This window comes from Aeromonas tecta (genome assembly GCF_000820185.1).
Classification (GTDB): Bacteria; Pseudomonadota; Gammaproteobacteria; order Enterobacterales; family Aeromonadaceae; genus Aeromonas; species Aeromonas tecta.
On sequence record NZ_CDCA01000027.1, the window covers coordinates 33,755 to 54,621 of the forward strand.

The 20,867-nt window shown below is 44.9% G+C and carries 20 protein-coding genes; all 20 read left to right on the plus strand.

Annotated features, from left to right (window positions below):
- Nucleotides 1-238: 238 nt before the first annotated feature.
- The gene (rfbB, locus tag BN1137_RS11425; RefSeq protein WP_050718730.1) at nt 239-1,324 is read left to right on the plus strand and encodes a dTDP-glucose 4,6-dehydratase; all 1,086 of its coding nucleotides are present in this window, start codon (nt 239-241) and stop codon (nt 1,322-1,324) included.
- Nucleotides 1,324-2,211 carry a dTDP-4-dehydrorhamnose reductase gene (gene rfbD / locus BN1137_RS11430; protein ID WP_050718731.1) on the plus strand — a complete coding sequence of 296 codons (888 nt, stop codon included), beginning with the start codon at nt 1,324-1,326 and terminating at the stop codon, nt 2,209-2,211. The genes rfbB and rfbD overlap by 1 nt, the downstream gene beginning before the upstream one ends.
- A gap of 124 nt (nt 2,212-2,335) precedes the next feature.
- A complete protein-coding gene (gene rfbA / locus BN1137_RS11435; RefSeq protein ID WP_050718732.1) occupies nt 2,336-3,217 on the plus strand; it encodes a glucose-1-phosphate thymidylyltransferase RfbA in 882 nt (293 codons plus the stop codon).
- Between the two features lie 39 nt (nt 3,218-3,256).
- Complete coding sequence (gene rfbC, locus BN1137_RS11440) at nt 3,257-3,805, plus strand: dTDP-4-dehydrorhamnose 3,5-epimerase (RefSeq protein ID WP_050718733.1); 549 nt, start codon at nt 3,257-3,259, stop codon at nt 3,803-3,805.
- A gap of 3 nt (nt 3,806-3,808) precedes the next feature.
- Nucleotides 3,809-4,780 carry an FAD-binding oxidoreductase gene (locus tag BN1137_RS21970; RefSeq protein ID WP_083443434.1) on the plus strand — a complete coding sequence of 324 codons (972 nt, stop codon included), beginning with the start codon at nt 3,809-3,811 and terminating at the stop codon, nt 4,778-4,780.
- A gap of 12 nt (nt 4,781-4,792) precedes the next feature.
- A complete protein-coding gene (gene rfbF / locus BN1137_RS11445; RefSeq protein WP_050718734.1) occupies nt 4,793-5,566 on the plus strand; it encodes a glucose-1-phosphate cytidylyltransferase in 774 nt (257 codons plus the stop codon).
- Nucleotides 5,566-6,645 (plus strand): CDP-glucose 4,6-dehydratase, encoded by a 1,080-nt coding sequence (gene rfbG, locus BN1137_RS11450; protein WP_198150631.1) that lies wholly within the window; start codon nt 5,566-5,568, stop codon nt 6,643-6,645. The genes rfbF and rfbG overlap by 1 nt, the downstream gene beginning before the upstream one ends.
- 122 nt (nt 6,646-6,767) lie before the next feature.
- Complete coding sequence (gene rfbH / locus BN1137_RS11455; RefSeq protein ID WP_050718735.1) at nt 6,768-8,081, plus strand: lipopolysaccharide biosynthesis protein RfbH; 1,314 nt, start codon at nt 6,768-6,770, stop codon at nt 8,079-8,081.
- Between the two features lie 52 nt (nt 8,082-8,133).
- On the plus strand, nt 8,134-9,015 hold the full coding sequence (locus BN1137_RS21975; protein ID WP_083443435.1) for an NAD-dependent epimerase/dehydratase family protein: 882 nt from the start codon (nt 8,134-8,136) through the stop codon (nt 9,013-9,015).
- Nucleotides 9,002-10,249 carry a lipopolysaccharide biosynthesis protein gene (locus tag BN1137_RS22445; RefSeq protein ID WP_157433731.1) on the plus strand — a complete coding sequence of 416 codons (1,248 nt, stop codon included), beginning with the start codon at nt 9,002-9,004 and terminating at the stop codon, nt 10,247-10,249. The genes BN1137_RS21975 and BN1137_RS22445 overlap by 14 nt, the downstream gene beginning before the upstream one ends.
- Nucleotides 10,233-11,135, plus strand: coding sequence for a glycosyltransferase (locus BN1137_RS21980; RefSeq protein ID WP_198150632.1), 903 nt, complete (start codon nt 10,233-10,235; stop codon nt 11,133-11,135). Before BN1137_RS22445 ends, BN1137_RS21980 begins: the two co-directional genes overlap by 17 nt.
- On the plus strand, nt 11,132-11,806 hold the full coding sequence (locus tag BN1137_RS21985; RefSeq protein ID WP_083443437.1) for an acyltransferase: 675 nt from the start codon (nt 11,132-11,134) through the stop codon (nt 11,804-11,806). The genes BN1137_RS21980 and BN1137_RS21985 overlap by 4 nt, the downstream gene beginning before the upstream one ends.
- Before the next feature lie 53 nt (nt 11,807-11,859).
- The gene (locus BN1137_RS23175) at nt 11,860-12,903 is read left to right on the plus strand and encodes an EpsG family protein (RefSeq protein ID WP_198150633.1); all 1,044 of its coding nucleotides are present in this window, start codon (nt 11,860-11,862) and stop codon (nt 12,901-12,903) included.
- Nucleotides 12,904-12,910: 7 nt separating this feature from the next.
- On the plus strand, nt 12,911-14,071 hold the full coding sequence (locus BN1137_RS21995) for a glycosyltransferase family 4 protein (protein ID WP_083443439.1): 1,161 nt from the start codon (nt 12,911-12,913) through the stop codon (nt 14,069-14,071).
- A complete protein-coding gene (locus tag BN1137_RS11460; RefSeq protein ID WP_050718736.1) occupies nt 14,068-15,129 on the plus strand; it encodes a DUF1972 domain-containing protein in 1,062 nt (353 codons plus the stop codon). The genes BN1137_RS21995 and BN1137_RS11460 overlap by 4 nt, the downstream gene beginning before the upstream one ends.
- Nucleotides 15,130-15,235: 106 nt before the next feature.
- Nucleotides 15,236-16,288 carry a UDP-N-acetylglucosamine--undecaprenyl-phosphate N-acetylglucosaminephosphotransferase gene (wecA, locus tag BN1137_RS11465; RefSeq protein WP_050718737.1) on the plus strand — a complete coding sequence of 351 codons (1,053 nt, stop codon included), beginning with the start codon at nt 15,236-15,238 and terminating at the stop codon, nt 16,286-16,288.
- 149 nt (nt 16,289-16,437) lie between these two features.
- Nucleotides 16,438-17,505 (plus strand): LPS O-antigen chain length determinant protein WzzB, encoded by a 1,068-nt coding sequence (locus BN1137_RS11470; protein WP_083443443.1) that lies wholly within the window; start codon nt 16,438-16,440, stop codon nt 17,503-17,505.
- Nucleotides 17,506-17,604: 99 nt separating this feature from the next.
- Nucleotides 17,605-19,320, plus strand: a complete 1,716-nt coding sequence (locus BN1137_RS11475; RefSeq protein WP_083443444.1) for a PglL family O-oligosaccharyltransferase — start codon at nt 17,605-17,607, stop codon at nt 19,318-19,320.
- Between the two features lie 178 nt (nt 19,321-19,498).
- Complete coding sequence (locus tag BN1137_RS11480) at nt 19,499-19,951, plus strand: outer membrane lipoprotein (protein WP_050718738.1); 453 nt, start codon at nt 19,499-19,501, stop codon at nt 19,949-19,951.
- A 138-nt stretch (nt 19,952-20,089) separates the two neighbouring features.
- Entirely contained in the window at nt 20,090-20,743 is a 654-nt protein-coding gene (locus BN1137_RS11485) for a YceH family protein (RefSeq protein WP_050718739.1), read from the plus strand.
- Nucleotides 20,744-20,867 lie beyond the last annotated feature (124 nt).

The following is a 20,867-nucleotide window of genomic DNA, read 5'->3' on the forward strand; positions in this document are numbered from 1 at the left end:
AACCAATACAAGAAGCTGGAGGATATGATGGCCAACAGCACACACAATCAGGTTAAAAGCAGCATGTTGGGAGCTGTAACTCACTGCGGTAGCTAACGCTTTTCTCGCCTTCGTTAAGTATGTTGTATGGCTTTCTATGGCTTTCTATGGCTTCAAGAGGCACAGGCCCCACGTAGTGCGTATCTTGCATCTCCCATATCACCAGTTACCTCGTCAGAGTGTCAGAGTACTTATCAATATGAAAATTCTCGTTACCGGTGGTGCCGGCTTTATAGGTTCTGCTGTTGTTCGCCATATCATCCGTGATACCCAAGACTCTGTGGTCAATCTCGATAAACTGACCTATGCGGGCAACCTGGAGTCCTTGGCGGAGGTATCTGCCAGCGATCGTTATGTATTCGAACAGGTTGATATCTGCAACCGCACCGAGCTGGATCGGGTGTTTGCAACCCATCAGCCCGACGCCGTGATGCACCTGGCCGCCGAGAGCCATGTCGACCGCTCCATCACCGGGCCTGCCGACTTCATCGAGACCAATATTGTCGGCACCTATGTGTTGCTGGAAGCCGCTCGCGCCTATTGGAACGATCTGGACGAGACACGCAAGCCGGCCTTCCGCTTCCACCATATCTCCACCGACGAGGTGTATGGCGACCTGCCCCATCCGGATGAGGTGAATGCAGGTGAGACTCTGCCACTCTTTACCGAGGCTACGCCTTACGCGCCCAGCAGCCCTTATTCTGCTTCCAAGGCATCGAGCGATCACTTGGTACGTGCTTGGCGCCGGACTTACGGCCTGCCGACTCTGGTTACTAACTGCTCCAACAACTACGGTCCCTATCACTTCCCCGAGAAGCTGATCCCGTTGGTGATCTTGAATGCCCTTGATGGCAAGCCCCTGCCGATTTATGGCAAGGGTGATCAGATCCGTGACTGGCTTTATGTCGAAGATCATGCTCGCGCACTGTATACCGTCGTCACCACTGGGGTTGTCGGTGAGACCTACAACATCGGTGGTCACAACGAGAAGCAGAACCTGGAGGTGGTACATACCATCTGCGATCTGCTCGATGAACTGGTGCCCAAGGCGGGTTCTTACCGTGATCAAATTACCTATGTCACCGATCGCCCCGGCCATGACCGCCGTTATGCCATCGATGCCAGCAAGATGAGTGCCGAGCTTGATTGGCAGCCACAAGAGATCTTCGAGTCAGGCATTCGCAAGACGGTACAGTGGTATCTGGATAACCAGCAATGGGTCAACAACGTCAAGAGCGGTGCCTATCAATCCTGGATCGCGCAGAATTACGGGGAACGTGCCTGATGCATATTCTGCTGTTTGGTAAGAATGGTCAGGTCGGCTGGGAGCTGCAGCGGGCTTTGGCACCACTGGGCCGTGTTACCGCCGTGGATTTCGACTCTGTGGAGTATTGCGGTGATTTCAGCAACCCGGCCGGGGTAGCAGAGACAGTCCGTTTGCTCAAGCCGGATGTGATTGTCAATGCTGCGGCCCATACCGCCGTTGACAAGGCCGAAAGCGAACGGGCCTTTGCCGAACTGCTTAATGCCACCAGTGTCGCAGCGATTGCAAAAGAGGCCGAAACGCTTGGTGCCTGGCTGGTACACTACTCCACTGACTATGTGTTCAATGGCAGTGGTGAAAGGCCCTGGCTTGAGAGCGATCCGACGGCCCCCCTTAACGTATATGGTGAAACCAAGCTGGCAGGGGAGCATGCAGCAGCACATTGTTCTCGCCATCTTATCTTTCGGACCAGCTGGGTGTATGCCGCCCGTGGTGCCAACTTTGCCAAGACCATGCTGCGGTTTGGCAAGGAGCGTAGCGAAATGTCGGTTATCAATGACCAGTTTGGTGCGCCGACTGGAGCCGAGTTGCTGGCCGACTGCACCGCTCACGCGATCCGTTTTGCACAGGATAAGCCAGAGGTAGCGGGCCTTTACCACCTGATCGCTTCCGGTACCACCACCTGGTTTGACTATGCCCAGCGGGTGTTTGCCAAAGCCCGTGAAGCGGGTATCGAGTTGGAGGTCAGTCAGGTCAATGCTGTCCCGACCAGTGCATTTCCAACACCTGCCAAGCGTCCTCACAATTCACGGCTTGATACGAGCAAATTTCAGCGTACCTTCAACTTGGTACTGCCAGACTGGACAGTCGGTGTTGAAAGGATGTTGGCCGAGATCCTCGGTAAGTAAGAGAAGGTGGGAAGACGGTGGCTCTGTGCCCCGTCATTACCAGCAGGATAAGTACGAGATGAGTGACCGCTGGGTGAACTCATTTCGATGGGTTACATAATTTCAATATAAGAACTAAAGCATTATGACGAAACGTAAAGGCATTATTCTTGCGGGTGGGTCAGGTACTCGTCTCTATCCCGTCACCATGGCAGTCAGCAAGCAGCTGCTACCCATCTATGACAAGCCGATGATCTACTATCCCCTCAGCACCCTGATGCTGGCGGGTATTCGTGACATTTTGATCATCAGCACGCCGCAAGATACGCCCCGTTTTGAGCAACTGTTGGGGGATGGCAGCCAATGGGGATTGAACCTGCAATATAAGGTACAGCCGAGCCCGGATGGCTTGGCCCAGGCGTTTATTCTGGGTGAAGAGTTTATTGGTTCAGATTCTTGCGCGCTGGTGCTTGGTGATAATATATTCTACGGTCATGACCTGCAAAAACAGCTGGAAGCTGCTGCAACCAAGACTAGTGGTGCGACCGTTTTTGCCTACCATGTGCAGGATCCAGAGCGTTATGGGGTGGTGGAATTTGATAATTCAGGGACGGCGATTTCTCTGGAAGAAAAGCCATTGGAACCCAAGAGCAATTATGCTGTCACTGGCCTCTATTTCTACGATAACAGTGTGGTCGAGATAGCCAAGAGTCTGAAGCCCTCTCACCGTGGTGAGTTGGAAATCACCGACGTCAACCGTATTTACCTCGAGCAAGGCAATCTTTCGGTAGCCATGATGGGTCGTGGTTACGCCTGGCTGGATACCGGTACTCATGAAAGCCTGATTGAGGCGAGTAATTTTATCCAAACTATTGAGACACGCCAGGGGTTGAAAGTGGCCTGCCCCGAAGAGATTGCTTATCGTCAGAAATTTATCAATTCAGATCAAGTTCGGAAGTTGGCCACGCCACTGATTAAGAATGAATATGGAAAGTATCTTCTCAAGCTAATCAATAAGATTTCATGAATAAGCTATATTGTTTACCTGTTTATTTGGATTGACATAATGAACATCATTAAAACGAAAATCCCTGATCTTTTTATCATTGAGCCAAAAGTGTTTGGTGATGAAAGAGGTTTTTTTTTCGAAAGCTTTAATCAGCAGCAATTTGAGTCAGTGATTGGTAGAGCTGTTACCTTTGTTCAAGACAATCATTCCAAATCTAGTCGAGGAGTACTTCGTGGGCTTCATTACCAACTACCTCCGCATGCCCAAGGTAAACTAGTTCGCTGTGTCACTGGCGAAGTATTTGATGTGGCTGTTGATATTCGCAAAAGCTCTCCTACATTTGGTCAGTGGGTTGGCGTGAATTTATCAGCTGAGAACAAGCGCCAATTTTGGATTCCAGAAGGGTTTGCTCATGGTTTTGTAACCTTGAGTGATACTGCCGAGTTTCTGTACAAGACAACCGCGTACTATTCCCCTCAATGCGAAGCTAGCATTAGATGGAACGATATAGATATTGCGATTGAATGGCCACTTGAGTTTAAACCACAGCTTTCCTCCAAGGATTTACAAGGCGTCTTTTTAACAGACGCTATTGTTTTTGAGTAAATTATGAAATCCGTAATTATAAAACCATCAGGTATTAGTTTTGATGTAATTGAAAATACAACAGTTCTTGAGTCAGCGATTCGTGCTGGAATAATATTGGAACATAGTTGTAAGAATGGTTCGTGTGGGCTGTGTGAGTCAAAAATTATAGAGGGTGAAGTAATTGATGAGCAAGGTTGTTCATTCTCATCAGGGCAAAATTTTTTGACATGCCAATGCAAGAGCGCGTGCACAGAGCTAATGATTGAGGCTGAATACTACCCTGAGCTGGCTTCTCTCTCTCGTAAAACCGTGCCATGTAAGGTGACATTAGCAGAAATTAATAATGAATTTTTGATTTTAAAATTCAGGCTACCCCCCACTGCGAAATTTGATTATTTACCAGGGCAATATATAAATCTCAACTATCAGGGGATTACTCGAAGTTATTCCATTGCTAACGCCAGTAGTAAAGATGGAATCGAACTCCATATCCGCCTTATCAATAATGGCGCAATGAGTAATCTGCTTCTTGCTGGAATCAAGCCAGACACATTGATGAGGGTAGATGGTCCGATTGGAACATTCTTCATCAGAGAGGATGATCGTCCTATCATTTTCTTGGCTGGTGGTACCGGATTCGCTCCGGTTAAAGCTATGGTTGAAGCGCTCATAAGTAGTAGTTCAAAGAGAGATATAAATATCTATTGGGGGATGAATAAAGCTATCGACTTCTATTCAAAGCTTCCTTCTGAGTGGGAAAGTAAACATGACAATATTACCTTCATCCCGGTTGTCTCAGGTAGCGATGTTGAGTGGAATGGACGAACAGGCTTTGTCCATCAAGCAGTATTGCAAGATTTTTGTAATTTGTCTGCTTTCTGTGTTTATGCTTGTGGTTCACCTCAAATGATCGCAGCTGCAAAAAATGATTTCATCAATGTTGGGCTTTCAGAGAAACAATTTTTTTCTGATGCCTTTACGGTATCAAAATAAGTGGGAGAAAACATGAAAGCGGTAATTCTTGCCGGTGGCTTGGGCACCCGTCTGAGTGAAGAAACTGTTGTCAAACCAAAGCCGATGGTTGAAATTGGTGGTAAGCCAATCCTCTGGCATATCATGAAAATGTACTCCGCACACGGTATCAATGATTTCATCATTTGCTGTGGCTATAAGGGGTATGTCATCAAAGAGTACTTTGCCAACTATTTCCTTCATATGTCTGATGTCACTTTCCATATGGCAGAAAACCGAATGGAAGTGCATGAAAAACGTGCAGAACCATGGAATGTGACCCTGGTTGATACAGGGGATGCATCCATGACTGGTGGCCGTCTCAAGCGTGTCGCTGAATATGTGAAAGATGATGAGGCATTCCTGTTTACTTATGGTGATGGTGTATCCGATGTTGATATTGGAGCTAGTATCGATTTTCATATGAGCCACGGTAAATTGGCGACACTTACGGCAACTTATCCTCCGGGCCGATTTGGCGCACTGGATATTAAGAATAATCAGGTCCTCTCCTTCAAGGAGAAACCAAGAGGTGATGGTGCATTGATCAATGGTGGCTTCTTTGTATTAAGTCCCAAGGTTATTGACTTGATTGAAAATGATGCGACGACTTGGGAACAAGAGCCACTGATGGCATTAGCAGAGCAGGGACAACTGATGTCTTATGAGCACAGTGGGTTCTGGCAACCCATGGATACCTTGCGTGATAAGCACTACCTCGAAGGACTTTGGGAAAAAAGCAAAGCACCTTGGAAGGTATGGAAGTAATGGCCGTGATCGATCCTGATTTCTGGAAAAACAAACGGGTCTTTATGACCGGGCACTCTGGTTTTAAAGGGGGCTGGTTGGCGTTGTGGCTGGAGGAAATGGGGGCCATTGTACGTGGTTATTCCCTTCCTGCCCCTACTGAACCCAGTCTCTTCGAGGTTGCTAAGGTTCGGCAAGGGTTGTTATCGGAAGATGGTGATATTCGTGACTTCTTCCATCTGCGTGAAGCCATGACCGATTTCAAACCCGAGATCGTATTCCATATGGCTGCCCAGCCTTTGGTGCGACTCTCTTATGATGATCCTATCGAGACCTATTCCACCAATGTTATGGGCACCGTTTATCTGCTTGAGGCCATTAAAGCGGTCGGTGGTGTCAAGGCTGTAGTCAATATCACCAGCGACAAGTGTTATGAAAATCGCGAATGGGTGTGGGGATATCGTGAAGACGAGGCCATGGGTGGTTATGATCCCTATTCCAACAGCAAAGGCTGTGCCGAGCTGGTCGCCTCTGCGTATCGCAACTCGTTCTTTAATCCGAAGGACTATGCACGTCATGGCGTGGCCCTGGCATCGGTGCGCGCTGGTAATGTGATCGGTGGCGGTGATTGGGCAAAAGATCGTTTAATCCCGGATATCCTGCGATCCTTCCAAAACGACCAGCCAGTGGTTATCCGCAATCCCCACTCTATTCGCCCATGGCAGCATGTGCTCGAACCTTTATCGGGATATCTGCTCGTGGCACAACACCTCTATCGTGATGGTTGTGCTTATGCGGAAGGGTGGAACTTTGGGCCCAACGACAACGATGCTCAGCCGGTACAGTTTATTGTCGAGAAGATGGTACAGCTGTGGGGCGACAATGCCTGTTGGCAACTCGACGGTGCCGATCATCCCCATGAAGCCCATTACCTAAAGCTCGAGTGCTCCAAGGCTAAGCTTCGGATGGGCTGGCAGCCACGCTGGGATCTGGTCACCACTCTGGGGCGTATCATCACGTGGCACAAGGCCTGGCTGGCCGGCGAGGATATGCGTGAGGTGACCTTGCGTGAGATCCGTGACTATATGGCTGCTCAGTGAGGCCTATCGGTCCGGATGACTTTCCCCACTTAGCTAGGTAACATCCAGCCCCCCCTTGATTGACGAACAATGATCAATTGCCGGAACATGGCATTGGCAAGACTTTTAACAGGAAGAGATAAATGAGTGCACAAGCTCTGCGTGAACAAATTTCCCAACTGGTAGCTCAGTATGCTGAGCAGGCTATGGCTCCCAAGCCGTTTATAGCTGGCAGCAGCGTCGTCCCGCCGTCCGGAAAGGTGATCGGTGCCCGTGAACTGCAGTTGATGGTTGAAGCTTCGCTCGATGGGTGGTTGACCACCGGCCGTTTTAACGATGCTTTCGAAAAGAAACTGGGTGAATACATCGGCGTTCCCCATGTGCTGACCACCACTTCAGGCTCTTCTGCCAACCTGCTGGCCCTGACCGCGCTGACTTCCCACAAACTGGGTGAACGTGCACTCAAACCGGGTGATGAAGTGATCACTGTTGCTGCTGGGTTCCCGACCACAGTCAACCCAACCATCCAGAATGGCCTGGTCCCGGTGTTCGTGGATGTGGACATCCCGACCTATAACATCGATCCAGCTCTGATTGAAGCCGCTGTAACGGATAAAACCAAAGCCATCATGGTTGCTCATACCTTGGGAAACCCGTTCAACCTGGCCGAAGTACGTCGTATTGCCGACAAATATAACCTGTGGCTCATTGAAGATTGCTGTGATGCCCTCGGTACTCGTTACGATGGCAAAATGGTGGGTACCTTCGGTGATATTGGCACCGTCAGCTTTTATCCGGCGCACCATATCACCATGGGTGAAGGAGGAGCTGTATTCACCAAGTCAGGCGAGCTGAAGAAGATCATCGAGTCCTTCCGCGATTGGGGTCGTGACTGCTACTGTGCTCCTGGCTGTGACAACACCTGTGGCAAGCGATTTAGCCAACAGCTGGGTTCCCTGCCAGAGGGGTATGATCACAAATACACTTATTCTCATTTGGGGTACAACCTCAAGATCACCGATATGCAGGCGGCTTGTGGTTTGGCCCAGTTGGAGCGTGTAGAAGAGTTCGTTGAACAGCGTAAGGCAAACTTCGCCTATCTGAAGGCGGGCTTGGCCAACTGCGTCGACGTCCTCGAACTGCCTGAAGCCACCGATAACTCCGAGCCGTCTTGGTTTGGCTTCCCCATCACTCTGAAAGAAACTGCTGGCGTCAACCGTGTTGAGCTGGTCAAGTTCCTGGACGAGGCCAAGGTGGGTACTCGTTTGCTGTTTGCTGGCAACTTGACCCGCCAGCCTTATTTTGCTGACCGTAACTACCGGGTCGTTGGTGAACTGACTAATACGGACCGTATTATGAATCAGACCTTCTGGATAGGTATCTACCCAGGTCTGACACATGATCATTTGGATTATGTGATTGCCAAGTTCGAAGAATTCTTTGGACTCTCCTTCTAAGGTGTTAAATGTGGTTGATGAGTAAACATCATCAACCACATACATTAATCACATGAAAAAAATACTTGTTTGTGGCGGTAGTGGATTTATCGGTCGCCATCTAATTAACGTGTTACAACATGATGGCTTTGATGTTGCGTTATTATCTAGGGCATATCATCATCAATTTTCACACGTTAAAGAATTTGTATTTTCAGAGATAAGTGAATCTGAAATAAAGTCAATAATACATTCATATGAACCTGATGTAGTGGTTTTTCTAGCCACACAATATGATACAGGGGATATAGATTCAATCATTGATGTCAATATTAAATTGCCATTAATGATTATGGACGCCATCTCGAGTTTAGACATATCAAAACGTAATATAATATTAACTGGCTCATATTGGTCTTTTGGCTCAGTTGGGATGTCAGATGCTCCTTTAGATAACTATGCCGCAGCTAAAATGGCCATTATGAAGTTTGCAATGACCTATAGTAGTTACAAAAAACTACATATAATTGAGCTCGTTTTGTATGGCACATATGGTAGTAATGATACCAGAGGTAAAATTCTCGACAATATATTAAGTGCTGTCAAAACTAGAAAATCAATTAAGTTATCTCCAGGAGAGCAATATTTAGATCTTGTCCATATTAATGATGTCTGCGATGGTTTTCTCATCGCGATAAGGCAGTTGCTCGATAGTGTATATGATGATGGATATGTCGAGTCTTACGCCTTAAGTCAAAATGAAAAGACCAGTATCCGCGAAATTATAGAATATATATCATATAGCCATGATGTTTCTATATTAGAACTTGGGGCGATTAAATATCGAGATAGAGAAGTATTTGTCCCCGCATATGTCTATCAGACACTTCCTGGATGGAACCCTAAATTTAGGGTGTATGATTATATCACGCAGGCCTTAAATGATATTGAATAGACTTACTATAGTCGCTATGTCAGCATCTGCGTGGAAGATGCTTGGTGGTCCGTTAACACTTATTGTCATATCAAAGTATTTGAATGGATATGAATTAGGGCTATATTTTACATTTATATCCGTAGCTGCGATTCAACAAGTTTTTGAGATGGGGATCAGTGTTGCACTGGTGCAAAAATACGCCTCTCGCCTTGAAGATCAAAATGCTAATCGAATTTTGTTCAAGGCATCTCTACTACTGTACTCTTCTCTAGCTTTATTGTTTTTATTTTTCGCCATGATTTATGGCAATTTTATTTTCTCTGATAATTTTCAAGAGATTAAAGAATCGTGGTATTTATACATAATTGTTATTTCATTTTCTCTGCTTCTGAATCCTCTTTACTCTTGGGTTGAAGGGCAGGGAGAAATTGAAAAAACATATAGAATAAAGTTGTTTGGTTCATTAGTTACCTATACTTCATTATGGTTCTTTGTGCTAATTGGCCAAGGCATATACTCCTTGGTTTTTTCACAATTATGTGGAGTCTTCATTCAATTCGTTCTTTTAAAAATTATGAGGATTCATCATGTCACAAGAACAAATACTCCTAAAAATTCTCTTTTTCATGAGTTAAAAGGTATATCCCAATTCCAATTCAAGTTGTCATTGGTTTGGATCTCAGGTTATTTCTATTGGAATTCATACAACGTTATTATCTTTAAATATATAAATCCAGAAGTTGCCGGTATATTTGGACTGTCATTTGCTATTGTAAATGCAATATCAGTTTTATCGCAGATGTTCCTATTGGTACAGCGAGCCAATATTGCAAAATACGTATCAAGCAACCGAATGGAAGTTGCCGGGATAATTTATAACAAAGCATGCTTGGCATCAATTTCCATATATTCCTTGGCTTCACTAGTGCTTCTTTTATGTAAATATGTTTTTAGCAGCATAGAACCATTTAATAAAATTCTCAGCATTCAAGATCTGGGGGGGTTATTAATTATTGGTTTGCTAATGACTGTAATTGGTAATATGGCGACATATTGTCGTACATCAGGGAAAGAGTATTTGTTCTCTCTCAGTATGTGCATGAATACGCTTACTCCACTTATATCCTTATTTGTTATAATATTTTTAATGAGTATTAGTGCTTTAATATATGTCGTCTTAGTGCTACACATTACCTATGCACTGTTTGCAGTATATAAATTCAAGAGGTTTCGGCGTGAGTATCGGTACTAAAATCAAACTGGATATATGCATACCAACCTTTCAGCGGTCAAATGAATGTTTAAGACAAGCCGGTTTTTTATTGAATGAAATAAAATGCCTGGAGGGTTATCGCGATTGTGAAATAAAGATATATATTCGCGACAATAACTCTAGTGAAGAAGACTATGCTGCTATTATTGATGGTATAGAAAAACTCAGAGATGAAGGCTTTAATGTTGTCGTCAATAGAAATAATGAAAATTTGGGTTTAATTGGTAATATAAGAAAAATGCTGCTGGATGACTCATCCGGTGATTATGTGTGGTTTGTTGGTGATGATGATATTCTTTTTAATGGTATCCTTGATAAGGTAGTTTGTAATTTAGCGGATAAGAAAGATCTTTTCTTTATGAACTACAATTGTATTCATAAAGAATTCGGATTAGTCAGGCCTCACGCTTTTGATAGAAATGAGTCGACTAATATTATCGAACTTTTCAAGAATAACGATGCGATAATGATGTTCATCACATCATGCATTTATTCAAGAGAGAAGATTATTTCTGCAGTATTATTTCACGAAAAAAATCATGGCCCACTTGAGATAACGTTTCCATTATATTCTGCTTTTTATTGTAGTTTAAAAGGAACGGTAAAAATAATTCCTGATATATATATAAGTGATGTCGTGAGTGGAATTAGTTGGGAGTCTGTTTATAATAAGGTTAGGCTGGTGTTGGTTCCTCGTGAAATTTTAAAGCTTAATGCTCTTGGTTACCCAAAATACAAAACGTATCATTGCCTTATTAATTATTTCGGAAAAAACTATAGATATATCATAGGCTTTATACTGCGATTCTTTATACCCACAGATATTGTAAATAAAATGAGTCGATACTTTAAGGTTTCATCATGAACTTTAGGAAAGTTATAAAGACACTGGCTTATAATGATGAATTATTCAATGTAGGTGTACTTCTTCGTGTGCTGTCCATGCTTTTACGTGGCGGATGGATAAAGTTAAGAAGCATAAAAAATATATCCTTCCCAGTTTTCATGGCTAGTGGTTGTCGAGTTATTGGTCCCATAAATAAGCTTAACATTGGTAAGATGGTTAAGATTGAAGGTAATGTCATTATCCAGACTCATAGTAAAAGAGGGATCACACTTAGCGATAAAGTTACGATAGGTGAGGGAACCAAGATTAGACCATCTAGTTACTATGGAGGGGAATTGGGTGATGGCCTCTATATAGGGAATGGTTCTGCTGTTGGTGTTAATTCTTACTTGGGATGCTCTGGCTTTATCTATATTGGCGATGATGTTATCATCGGCCCTAACTTTACCGCAATTGCGGAGAATCATAATTTTGAAGACACTCGAGTACCAATTAAAGAGCAGGGTGTTAAGAGGACGCCGATTACAATATCAAACAATGTTTGGATTGGTTGCAATGTTACAATCCTAGCTGGTGTTGAAATTGGAGCTGGTTCGGTGATCGCCGCTGGTGCTGTTGTTACAAAGTCATTACCGCCGGGCTCTCTTGCTGCAGGTATCCCGGCAAGAGTAATAAGAGACATTAGTTAATGTTGCTTACATTTCTCATGCTTCCTCTGCTCATATTATGTTGTGTGTCAGATATGCGACATAAGATATGGAAGCCCATAACAGTAATTATACTTTTCTTGTTCTTCATATTCGTTATCGGTTTAAGAGATGCAAACTATGGACTAGATATAGTTACATACTATGGAATATTTAAAGATCCAAATTACTATATTTTAGATGAGAAAGGGTTGTATGTTCTTAACTCTGTATTAAAGCTGGTTTCTGATGAATATGTTTTCTTTTCGATATCCTATTCAGTTATATTGAACACATTATTACTGTTATTGTATAGGAACATTTCGAGAGAGTTATTTCTATTGTATTTTGCAATAACCTTATCCTCTTTTATATATTTCCAAATTAATTTCAATATATATCGACAAGGATTGGCTGTTATCCTGGTTTTGTTGGGAATGCACAGTGCATATAGATCAAATATTATTTTTGCGATTATTTATATCGTCATTGCATTTTTTATTCACAAGGCATCTATAATAGGTTTTATTTTTGTTGGAATTATCTTATTTAAGATTAAGTTTAGACCAATATATGCATTTGTTGCAATATTAAGCTCTGTGTTGACATTTAATGATAGTTTATTCATATATATATCTCGTGTTTTAGTAGAAATATTCCCATTATATGCAAATTCGATCACTGAATATATTAGGTTAACAGGTAGTGATATAATTCAGCCATCCAGTTTTAACCATCGAAATTTACCATTGATGATATCTCTTTTCTTTTATGCAGTTTATATTCATCGAGGTAAGTCTAACTATATTAGTTACTGGGGAGAAGGGGGCGAGTTTTCTGATAAGATTGCGACAATCTCAAGTTTTATATTGTTTATATCCTCAATTTTTAGTAGCAATGTTTTGTTATATGATAGGATCATAATATTCGCTCAGTTGCTGAGTCCAATATTGACTGTAGCCGTATTGGGACGAGTTCTAAAAAATGAACTCAGAGTTCGGTTTTTCATATTATTAATTTGTGCAGTGCAGCTTATTTTTACGTTAATAGTATGGGGGCCAAGGAATTTCATCCCAGAATATGAGTTTATATCTTTATAGGTAAAAAATGAAAAAAATAGCTTTCTTTCATCCAGTGGATGATATGTATGGTGCTAGTAATATACTCGTTTATACATTGGCTCTTCTTTCGGATAACTATACTTGCCATGTCTATATGCCGAAAGTAACCGGATGTATGGCTAAGCGTTTATCTGAAATAAAGAAGACAAATAACGTATTTTTCCATGAGGCAGGTTTCCTTCCGCTAATCTATAGGGCCATGTATACCCCTAAGGGTATTTTTTCTTGGGTAATTAGAAATATAAAATCGATGTTATTTCTTTTTAAAAAAAGAAATGATTTCGAATTTTTCTACATCAATACGTTATCACTATTTACACTTCCACTGATGGTTGGTTTTTTAGGAAAAAAGTCCCTCACTCATTGTCATGAGTTTTTGGCTGGTTCCTTATATGGAAAAATAATAAAATATGTTATTGCACTGAGCCCAACGCTGGTGCTGAGCGTTTCACGACATGTCGATACTTATATAAAGACAAGAAGAAATAGTTCCAGATATCTAGTTGTTCATAATGGTATTCCTGACTCTAGTCAAACGATGGCAGTTTCTGATTCAGATTATATTATTGGTAAGATAAACTATGCCCTTGTTGGGCGAGTCATGCCAGAAAAAGGGCATTGGTTTTTGTTAGACACGCTTGAATATATGTCAGATAGTGAGAGAAAAAAAATCATCGTACATATATATGGTGATGCACCACCAACGCGTTCTTACTTGATGCAAGATTTTAAAAATGAAGTTAATGTGCGCGGTTTGACCGACTCTATTATTATTCATGGCTTTGATAGTAACGCCTCTCAAAAAATTGCATTTATGGATGTGTGTCTGGTTCCTTCCATAATGGCAGATCCATTCCCAACTACAGTTTTAGAGGCAACGAGATGTGGTAAACCTGTCATAGCCACTAATCATGGTGGTGCGAGTGAGGTAATTAACAATGAAGTTAATGGTTTGTTAATTACCCCCCATGATATTGCATCGTTTGCTACTGCAATAAATAAGTTGTCTAATATGCCAGGAGTACAAAGAGATAGTATTGGAGAAATGGGTAGAAAAAATTATGAAGAAAGATTTAATATAAATGCATATGAAAAAAGGTTTCTGAATGTAGTACGCTCACATATATTAAATGGCGATGTTGTATGATAAAGAAAGTATGTATTGTTGGAACTGTGGGCATTCCTGCTTGTTATGGCGGTTTCGAATCCTTGGTGCAGAATCTAGTTGATTATCAGTCTGAATCTGTTATGTATCATGTGTTTTGCTCTAGCAAATCGTATTCCACTAAACCTGATAGTTACAAAAAAGCTTCACTGTCATACTTGCCATTAAACGCTAATGGTATATCAAGCATAGCGTATGATATTTTTAGCTTGCTCAAATGCTTCAAAAGAAAACCTGATGTAACGTTGATCCTGGGTGTGTCAGGGTGTCTTTTTTTACCTCTTTATCGTTTATTTAGTTCATCTAGAATTATTACTAATATTGATGGGTTAGAGTGGCGGCGAGATAAATGGAATTGGTTTGCTAAACACTTTCTGAAATTATCAGAAAGAATTGCAGTGAAATTTTCTGATGTAGTTATTTCTGATAATCAAGCAATATCTGATTATGTTTTCTCCGAGTATGGAGTGACTACGGCCGTGATTGCATATGGTGGTGATCACGCAGTTATTAATGCTGACGACATCCCTAAAGAGAAAGAACATTATTATCTTTCAATATGTCGTATTGAACCTGAAAATAATGTTAGTATGATTTTGGATGCCTTTTCTAAAGGTACGAAAGAGATTCGTTTTGTCGGGAATTGGAATGCCAGTGAGTATGGACGCAATCTAAAGGAAAAATATAAATCCTTCTCTAATATTGATATTATAGATCCTGTCTATGACATTGACACTTTGTTTAAGTTGAGAGGGCAATGTCAGGGATATATTCATGGACATTCTGCTGGTGGAACAAATCCCTCACTTGTTGAAGCAATGCAATTTGGTATGCCAATATATGCATTCGATTGTAACTTCAATCGTTATACAACCAATAATCAAGCCCTTTATTTTTCTACGGCCAACTCGCTATCTATGTTAATCTCTGATGATATAAATTCATCGCACCTTGAAAGTGGCTTATTAATGAGGTCGGTTGCAATTGATAAATATCAGTGGAAAGGAATTGTAAGTAGATATGAGGAGCTTTATAGTTAGTGAGGTTTCTGGTGGTCGGCTCTTATCTATGCAGTATATAGAATAAGAATGATATAAGAATAATCTTCGCATTTATTTTATATGCACGATTTATTGGTATGATCAAATGGATTATGTAATCTTTTTTATATTGGCATTTGTTTTTTTGTTGTTAATGCGAAAGGCTGCGATCAAGCTGAATTTAGTTGACCGGCCGAATGAGCGTAAATTACATCAAGGTTCAGTTCCGTTGGTTGGAGGAATATCAATTTATCTTGTTTTAATGTTAGCCTTATGGTTCAAGCCTGAGCTGATTTCCAATGCGGATATCTATATATTGTGTTCTTCTGTCTTGGTTATCATGGGTGCTATAGACGATAAATACGATGTGGACTATCGAATTAGGTTGGTGGCACAAATATTAATTTCTTGTACCATGATCTTTGGCGCAGGTTTGTCTTTAAAAAGCTTGGGTGGATTAGCATTTGGTCATGAAGTTGTGCTGGGTCCGCTTGGATATATAGTGACAGTCTTTGCCGTGCTTGGTGCTATCAATGCCTTCAATATGGTCGATGGTATTGATGGACTTTTAGGTGGACTCACTGTAGTGACATTCGGGGGATTAGCTTACCTTAACTATACCGATGGCCAGTTGTTATTATCTCGTTTTTGCTTGTTGATGATGATTGTTGTAATACCATATATTGTTCTTAATTTAGGATTTCCATTTGGAGTTCGTCGTAAAGTCTTCATGGGCGATGCGGGTAGTATGTTGATCGGCTTCACTGTAATCTGGGTATTATTGCAGGGAACACAGGGACCAAAGGCACAGATGAACCCTGTTACGGCACTTTGGTTGATTGCTATTCCATTAATGGATATGGTCTGCATTATGGTAAGGCGCACCCGTAAGGGGATATCACCGTTTAAGCCTGATCGTGAACATCTACATCATATCTGCTTGAGGGTGGGTTTATCATCGCATCAAGCCTTGATTATGATTTGTAGTGTTGCCGCATTGCTGGCTGCAGCAGGTATTGCCCTAGAGTATGGGGCGTTGCCTGAATGGCTTAGTCTATTTCTATTCATCATAGTTTTCTTTTTATATTACACTGTGATTAATAATATTTGGCGTATTTTGTCATGGATAAAGCCGAAGACTACTAATGGACAAAGTTAGATAGTTTTAAAATAAATGCTATTTTTAACGTGGGGATGTTCGAGTGTGATTTAAGACGCTATCTCCTAATTTATTATATAATGACAGTTTGGCACTTTGTTACATTTAAAATTCATTAGGATATGAGTGTTATTATGAGGAGCAAGAATATGTCCCCTACATCGGATTCAAATTTACCACAACGCTCGGAATCCGCGTCTGATGAGTTTGATTTGCGACGAATTATCTCCGTCGTCTGGTATCAGAAAGCGATGGTCTTGTTTGTCGCGGGGGTATTTACCATAGTTGGGGTTAGCTATGCCCTATTGACCCCACAGGTCTGGATCAGTCAGGCAGAGATCAAGCAACCGACTCTCAAGGAGACTGAATCTCTTGAACTGAATCTCAACCAATTGATGAATGCTCAGATTCCTGAAACTGCATTCACTGGGTTTGAGAAGAAGTCACTGTATGATGATTTCGTAAATAATTTCAACAGTCTGAACAATAAACGCCAATTTTTGATTGAGAAGGGTTATCTCGAGATCGAGGCAACCAAATCCGGAACAACAGAACCAAGGCCGAAACGTCAACTTCTCAAGAAAATGGCTGAAGGTATCAATGCCCAGGCGCTGGATAAGTTGAGTGAGGAGGTGACGCTATCCTTTGCTGCTGATTCAGCAGAAGAAGCAAAGGCGCGTCTTGAGCAATATATTCTATTTATCCAGCAGCAGGAGTCGACAGCTAAGGGTAAGGAGCTGGATACCATCTGGCAGAACCGAATCAAGACGCTGCAGACTCAGTTTGAGAGTGCCAGAATGGATACGCTCAAACAATTGCAAGACGATATATTACGAACCGAATATAGCTTGCGTATTACTCAGGCTGCCGGGATAGAGGCTCCGGTACAGAACCTGCAGAGCGAGGGGAGTTTGACGATTGATCTTGGCGCCCGTGCTCTGGCGGAGAAACTCAAGATCCTGAAGGAGATTAAAAATCCTGAGTTTATGAATCCGGCCTTGGGCGATCTGCGCTTGCAATTGAGTAGCCTACAGGCACTCAAGGTCGAAACCTTGCCGTTCCAATCATTTGCTTATCTGGCCTCGCCGAGTGAACCACTCTCCCGTGACAAACCCAAGCGGCCACTGGTTGTTGCACTAGCGGCCTTGTTTGGTAGCATGTTGGGGGTTGGCATTGTGCTGGTTCGTCATGCGTTCCGAAGGCCAGAACAGGTATAGTGTTTATCCATGATCGAGAGGGGGCATTAGCCCCCTTTTTTGTTTTCTGGGGCGCAAGATAATGGCAATAACAATGGGTGTAAGGAACCAGGGAAGATGATGACGATGGCAAAGTCTTTTGGGGTGATAAGTGCGCTTTATTGGCTGCTGGGTATGCATTTCTTTATGCATAACCCGGGTGGTTCCGGGCTCTATCTGCCGTTCAATGCCTGGGGTTGGATCTTCACCAGCCTAGTGATGGGGCTCGGGCTTTGGCAGGTGACTTTGTGCCAGCAATTGGTCGTGTCTCCACTGCAGATTGGACTCTGGCTGGGGGGCATGTTGCTTTTGCTGCCGATGGCGTATCCCGGTTTTGAGCTCAAGGACTACGCCATTCCCCGCTTGTTGGGGCTGTTTGCCGGCCTGCTGTTTCTGAGCTGTCTTTATCAATGGCGATGGGATCGACAGGCGCGGGATAAGCTGCTGTACCTGTTATTGGGGGCAGTTGCCATTGAGGCTATCCTCGGTCTGGTGCAGTTCTATCTGCTGACACCGGGCAACTGGATAGGCTATGACACTCATGCCAATCGTCCCTATGGCATTTTTCAGCAGCCTAATGTGATGGCCAGCTTTATGGCGACTGGGCTCTCCTTGGCGATCTGGCTGGAGATACAGGATCACACCAGTACCTGGCTCAAGGGGCTGCGTTATGGTGTCATCTTGGCGGCCTCAGTGCTGTTGGTGGTGTTGCAATCTCGGGTGGGCCAACTGGGTGGCCTGCTGGTACTGGTGTTGCTTGTGCCACAACTTTATCGCCAGCATAAATTGCTTTCTGTCTTTAGCTTGGTGGTTATGGGGATTGCTCTGGGGCTGATTTCCCAATATTGGGTATCAGGTACCAGTCGAGGAGTAGATGAATACCTATCTGGTGGTGCTCGTTCCGATATCTGGCCTTTTAGTCTGAATTTATTGCGTCAGCATTGGTTATTTGGCGTTGGGTATGGAGGGTATGAACCCATATTCTTCCATTCTTATGCAGAAGCGCGACATCTTAATCCCAATATCGGCATGCCTATATACAACCTCGATCACCCCCACAACGAGTTCCTCTACTGGGCGGTGGAGGGAGGGATTGCTGCCATGCTCGGCATCCTGGCTATGATTGCCGCCTTGCTGTGGCGCCTGGCCAAGGCTGGTTGGGTCAAGGGGCTGGCGCTGCTGGCGCTGGTGACCCCCATCCTCCTGCACACCCAGACCGAGTACCCCTTCTATCATGCCATCGCGCTGTGGTGGGCCTTGCTGCTGCTGATCTATGTGTTGGATGCAGAGGTGGAGGAGGGGATGCAGGCTCGCGGTAATACCAGCTGGCGGGAGTATGTCTATCGCCCTTGGTTGCTGCTGCGGTTCATGGCCATCGGTATCCCGCTGATCGTGGTGCCCTTCATGCTCACCGCCATTCATACCGCTTGGGTGGTGACCAAGTACGAGCGTGGCGGTTACAAGCAGCCGACCCTGCTGCTGGATGTCATCAATCCCATGGCCTGGTTGACTCGGGTGGAGTTTGACGTGAACGCGGTGCGACTGATGGTGGGCCTGCAGACGAACAACAAGACCGAGCTGGAGGCCTATCTCGAGTGGGGGCAGGGATTTGTCCGTCACACCCCCAGGGCCAATATCTACGCCAACATGGTGATCGCCCTCCATGCGCTGGGGCGGCAGGAGGAGGCCGAACGTGTGCGCAAGCAGGCATTGGTGCTCTATCCGGGTGAGCCCTTGCTCACCGGCTCGGCCGCCAAGTCGGTGGCTGCGACGCTGGAGCGCAAGCCTTCCTCTTGAGAGGGCCTTGCATCGCCCTTTCAATTTCAATCACTGACGGCCGCTTTGCGGCCGTTATCATTTCCATGCCAGGCAAGCTCACAGTCAGGATTGGCGGTGTAGTCTCCCGATGGGGATGGCGGGGTAACGCAACGCGTTGTAACGCCATCGGATTTCAGTCGCCATCGGAGCCGACATCGTGAAGAAAATAGCATTCATCGCCGCCAGCCTGTTTACCTTGATCAGCCCGCCGAGCATGGCTGGCACCAGCGCCCAGGTGGAGTACGGCACTGTGCAGGAGAGCCACATCATTACTCAGGCGAGCACCTCTTCCCATCAGGGCAGCAGGCCGCTGCGCACCATTGGCGCCGCCGCCCTCGGGGCTACCGTCGGCAATCAATTCGGGGGGGGGGCTGGCAAGACCATCGCCACCACTGTGGGTGCGGTCGCGGGTGCCGAAGCCTCACGCCGCCGCCAGAGCGAGCAGGGTACGACGTCGGGCAAGCAGACGGTCGAGCTGCTGATCAAGACCCAGGCAGGCAAACAGCTCAGCGTGGTACAGGACAACGATCCGGCGCTCATCTTCAACAAGGGGGACAAGGTGCGGATCCTGACCTCGGGCTCGGATACCAGCGTCGATAAATCCGTCTGATCATGCTGCCAGAGCCGGTGAAGATTGTGCGATGTTGCAGCAAGATTTTCACCGGGTCGCAAAAATGCAGTTCAGTGCTGGACGAAGAGGGTGTCTTGATTAAGATAACGGCCTTAACGTTTGGCAAGGGAGGTTGAAATGGAGTTAGTGCTAGGCCCATTAGAGGCGCGCGTGATCGGTTGTCTGATAGAGAAAGAGATCTGCACGCCGGATCAATACCCCCTCTCGCTCAATGCGCTGGTCAATGCCTGCAACCAGAAGAGCAACCGCGAACCCGTGCTGGAGCTCTCCGAGCTGGATATCCGCGCCGTGGTGGATGAACTGATCCGCCGCCGCCTGGTGGTCAACACCGCCGGCTTCAATGCCCGGGTACCGCGCTATCAACACCGTTTCTGCAATACCGAGTTTGGTGGGCTGAAATTCACGGCGCAAGAGCTCGGCATCATCTGCGAGCTATTGCTGCGCGGCCCGCAGACGCCGGGCGAACTGCGCTCACGCACCAACAGGTTGTGCAGCTTCGATGATGTGACTCAGGTCGATGCCGTGCTGGCCGGGCTCATCGAGCAGGGGCCCTATGTGGTCAAATTGCCTCGTGAGCCGGGCAAGCGAGAATCCCGTTACGCCCATCTGTTTAGTGGCGAAATCGATCTGCAGGCGCTGGCAGACGCCATGCCGGCCGCCCCTCATGGTGCTCCTGCGGCCGATCGCCTGAGTCAGCTGGAAGAGGAGGTCGAGACCCTCAAGGCGCAGTTGCAAGCCCTGGAGGCGCGACTGGCACAGCTGGAAGGCTGATGTTGCCGGTTGGCTTGATGTAAAGAAGGCGCCTTGGCGCCTTTTTTACTGTGTTGTGTCGGATACCGTTTGCGTTCTCTGTGCTGGTCATCCGCTCGCTACCAGCCCCCGTACCGGCCCCGTT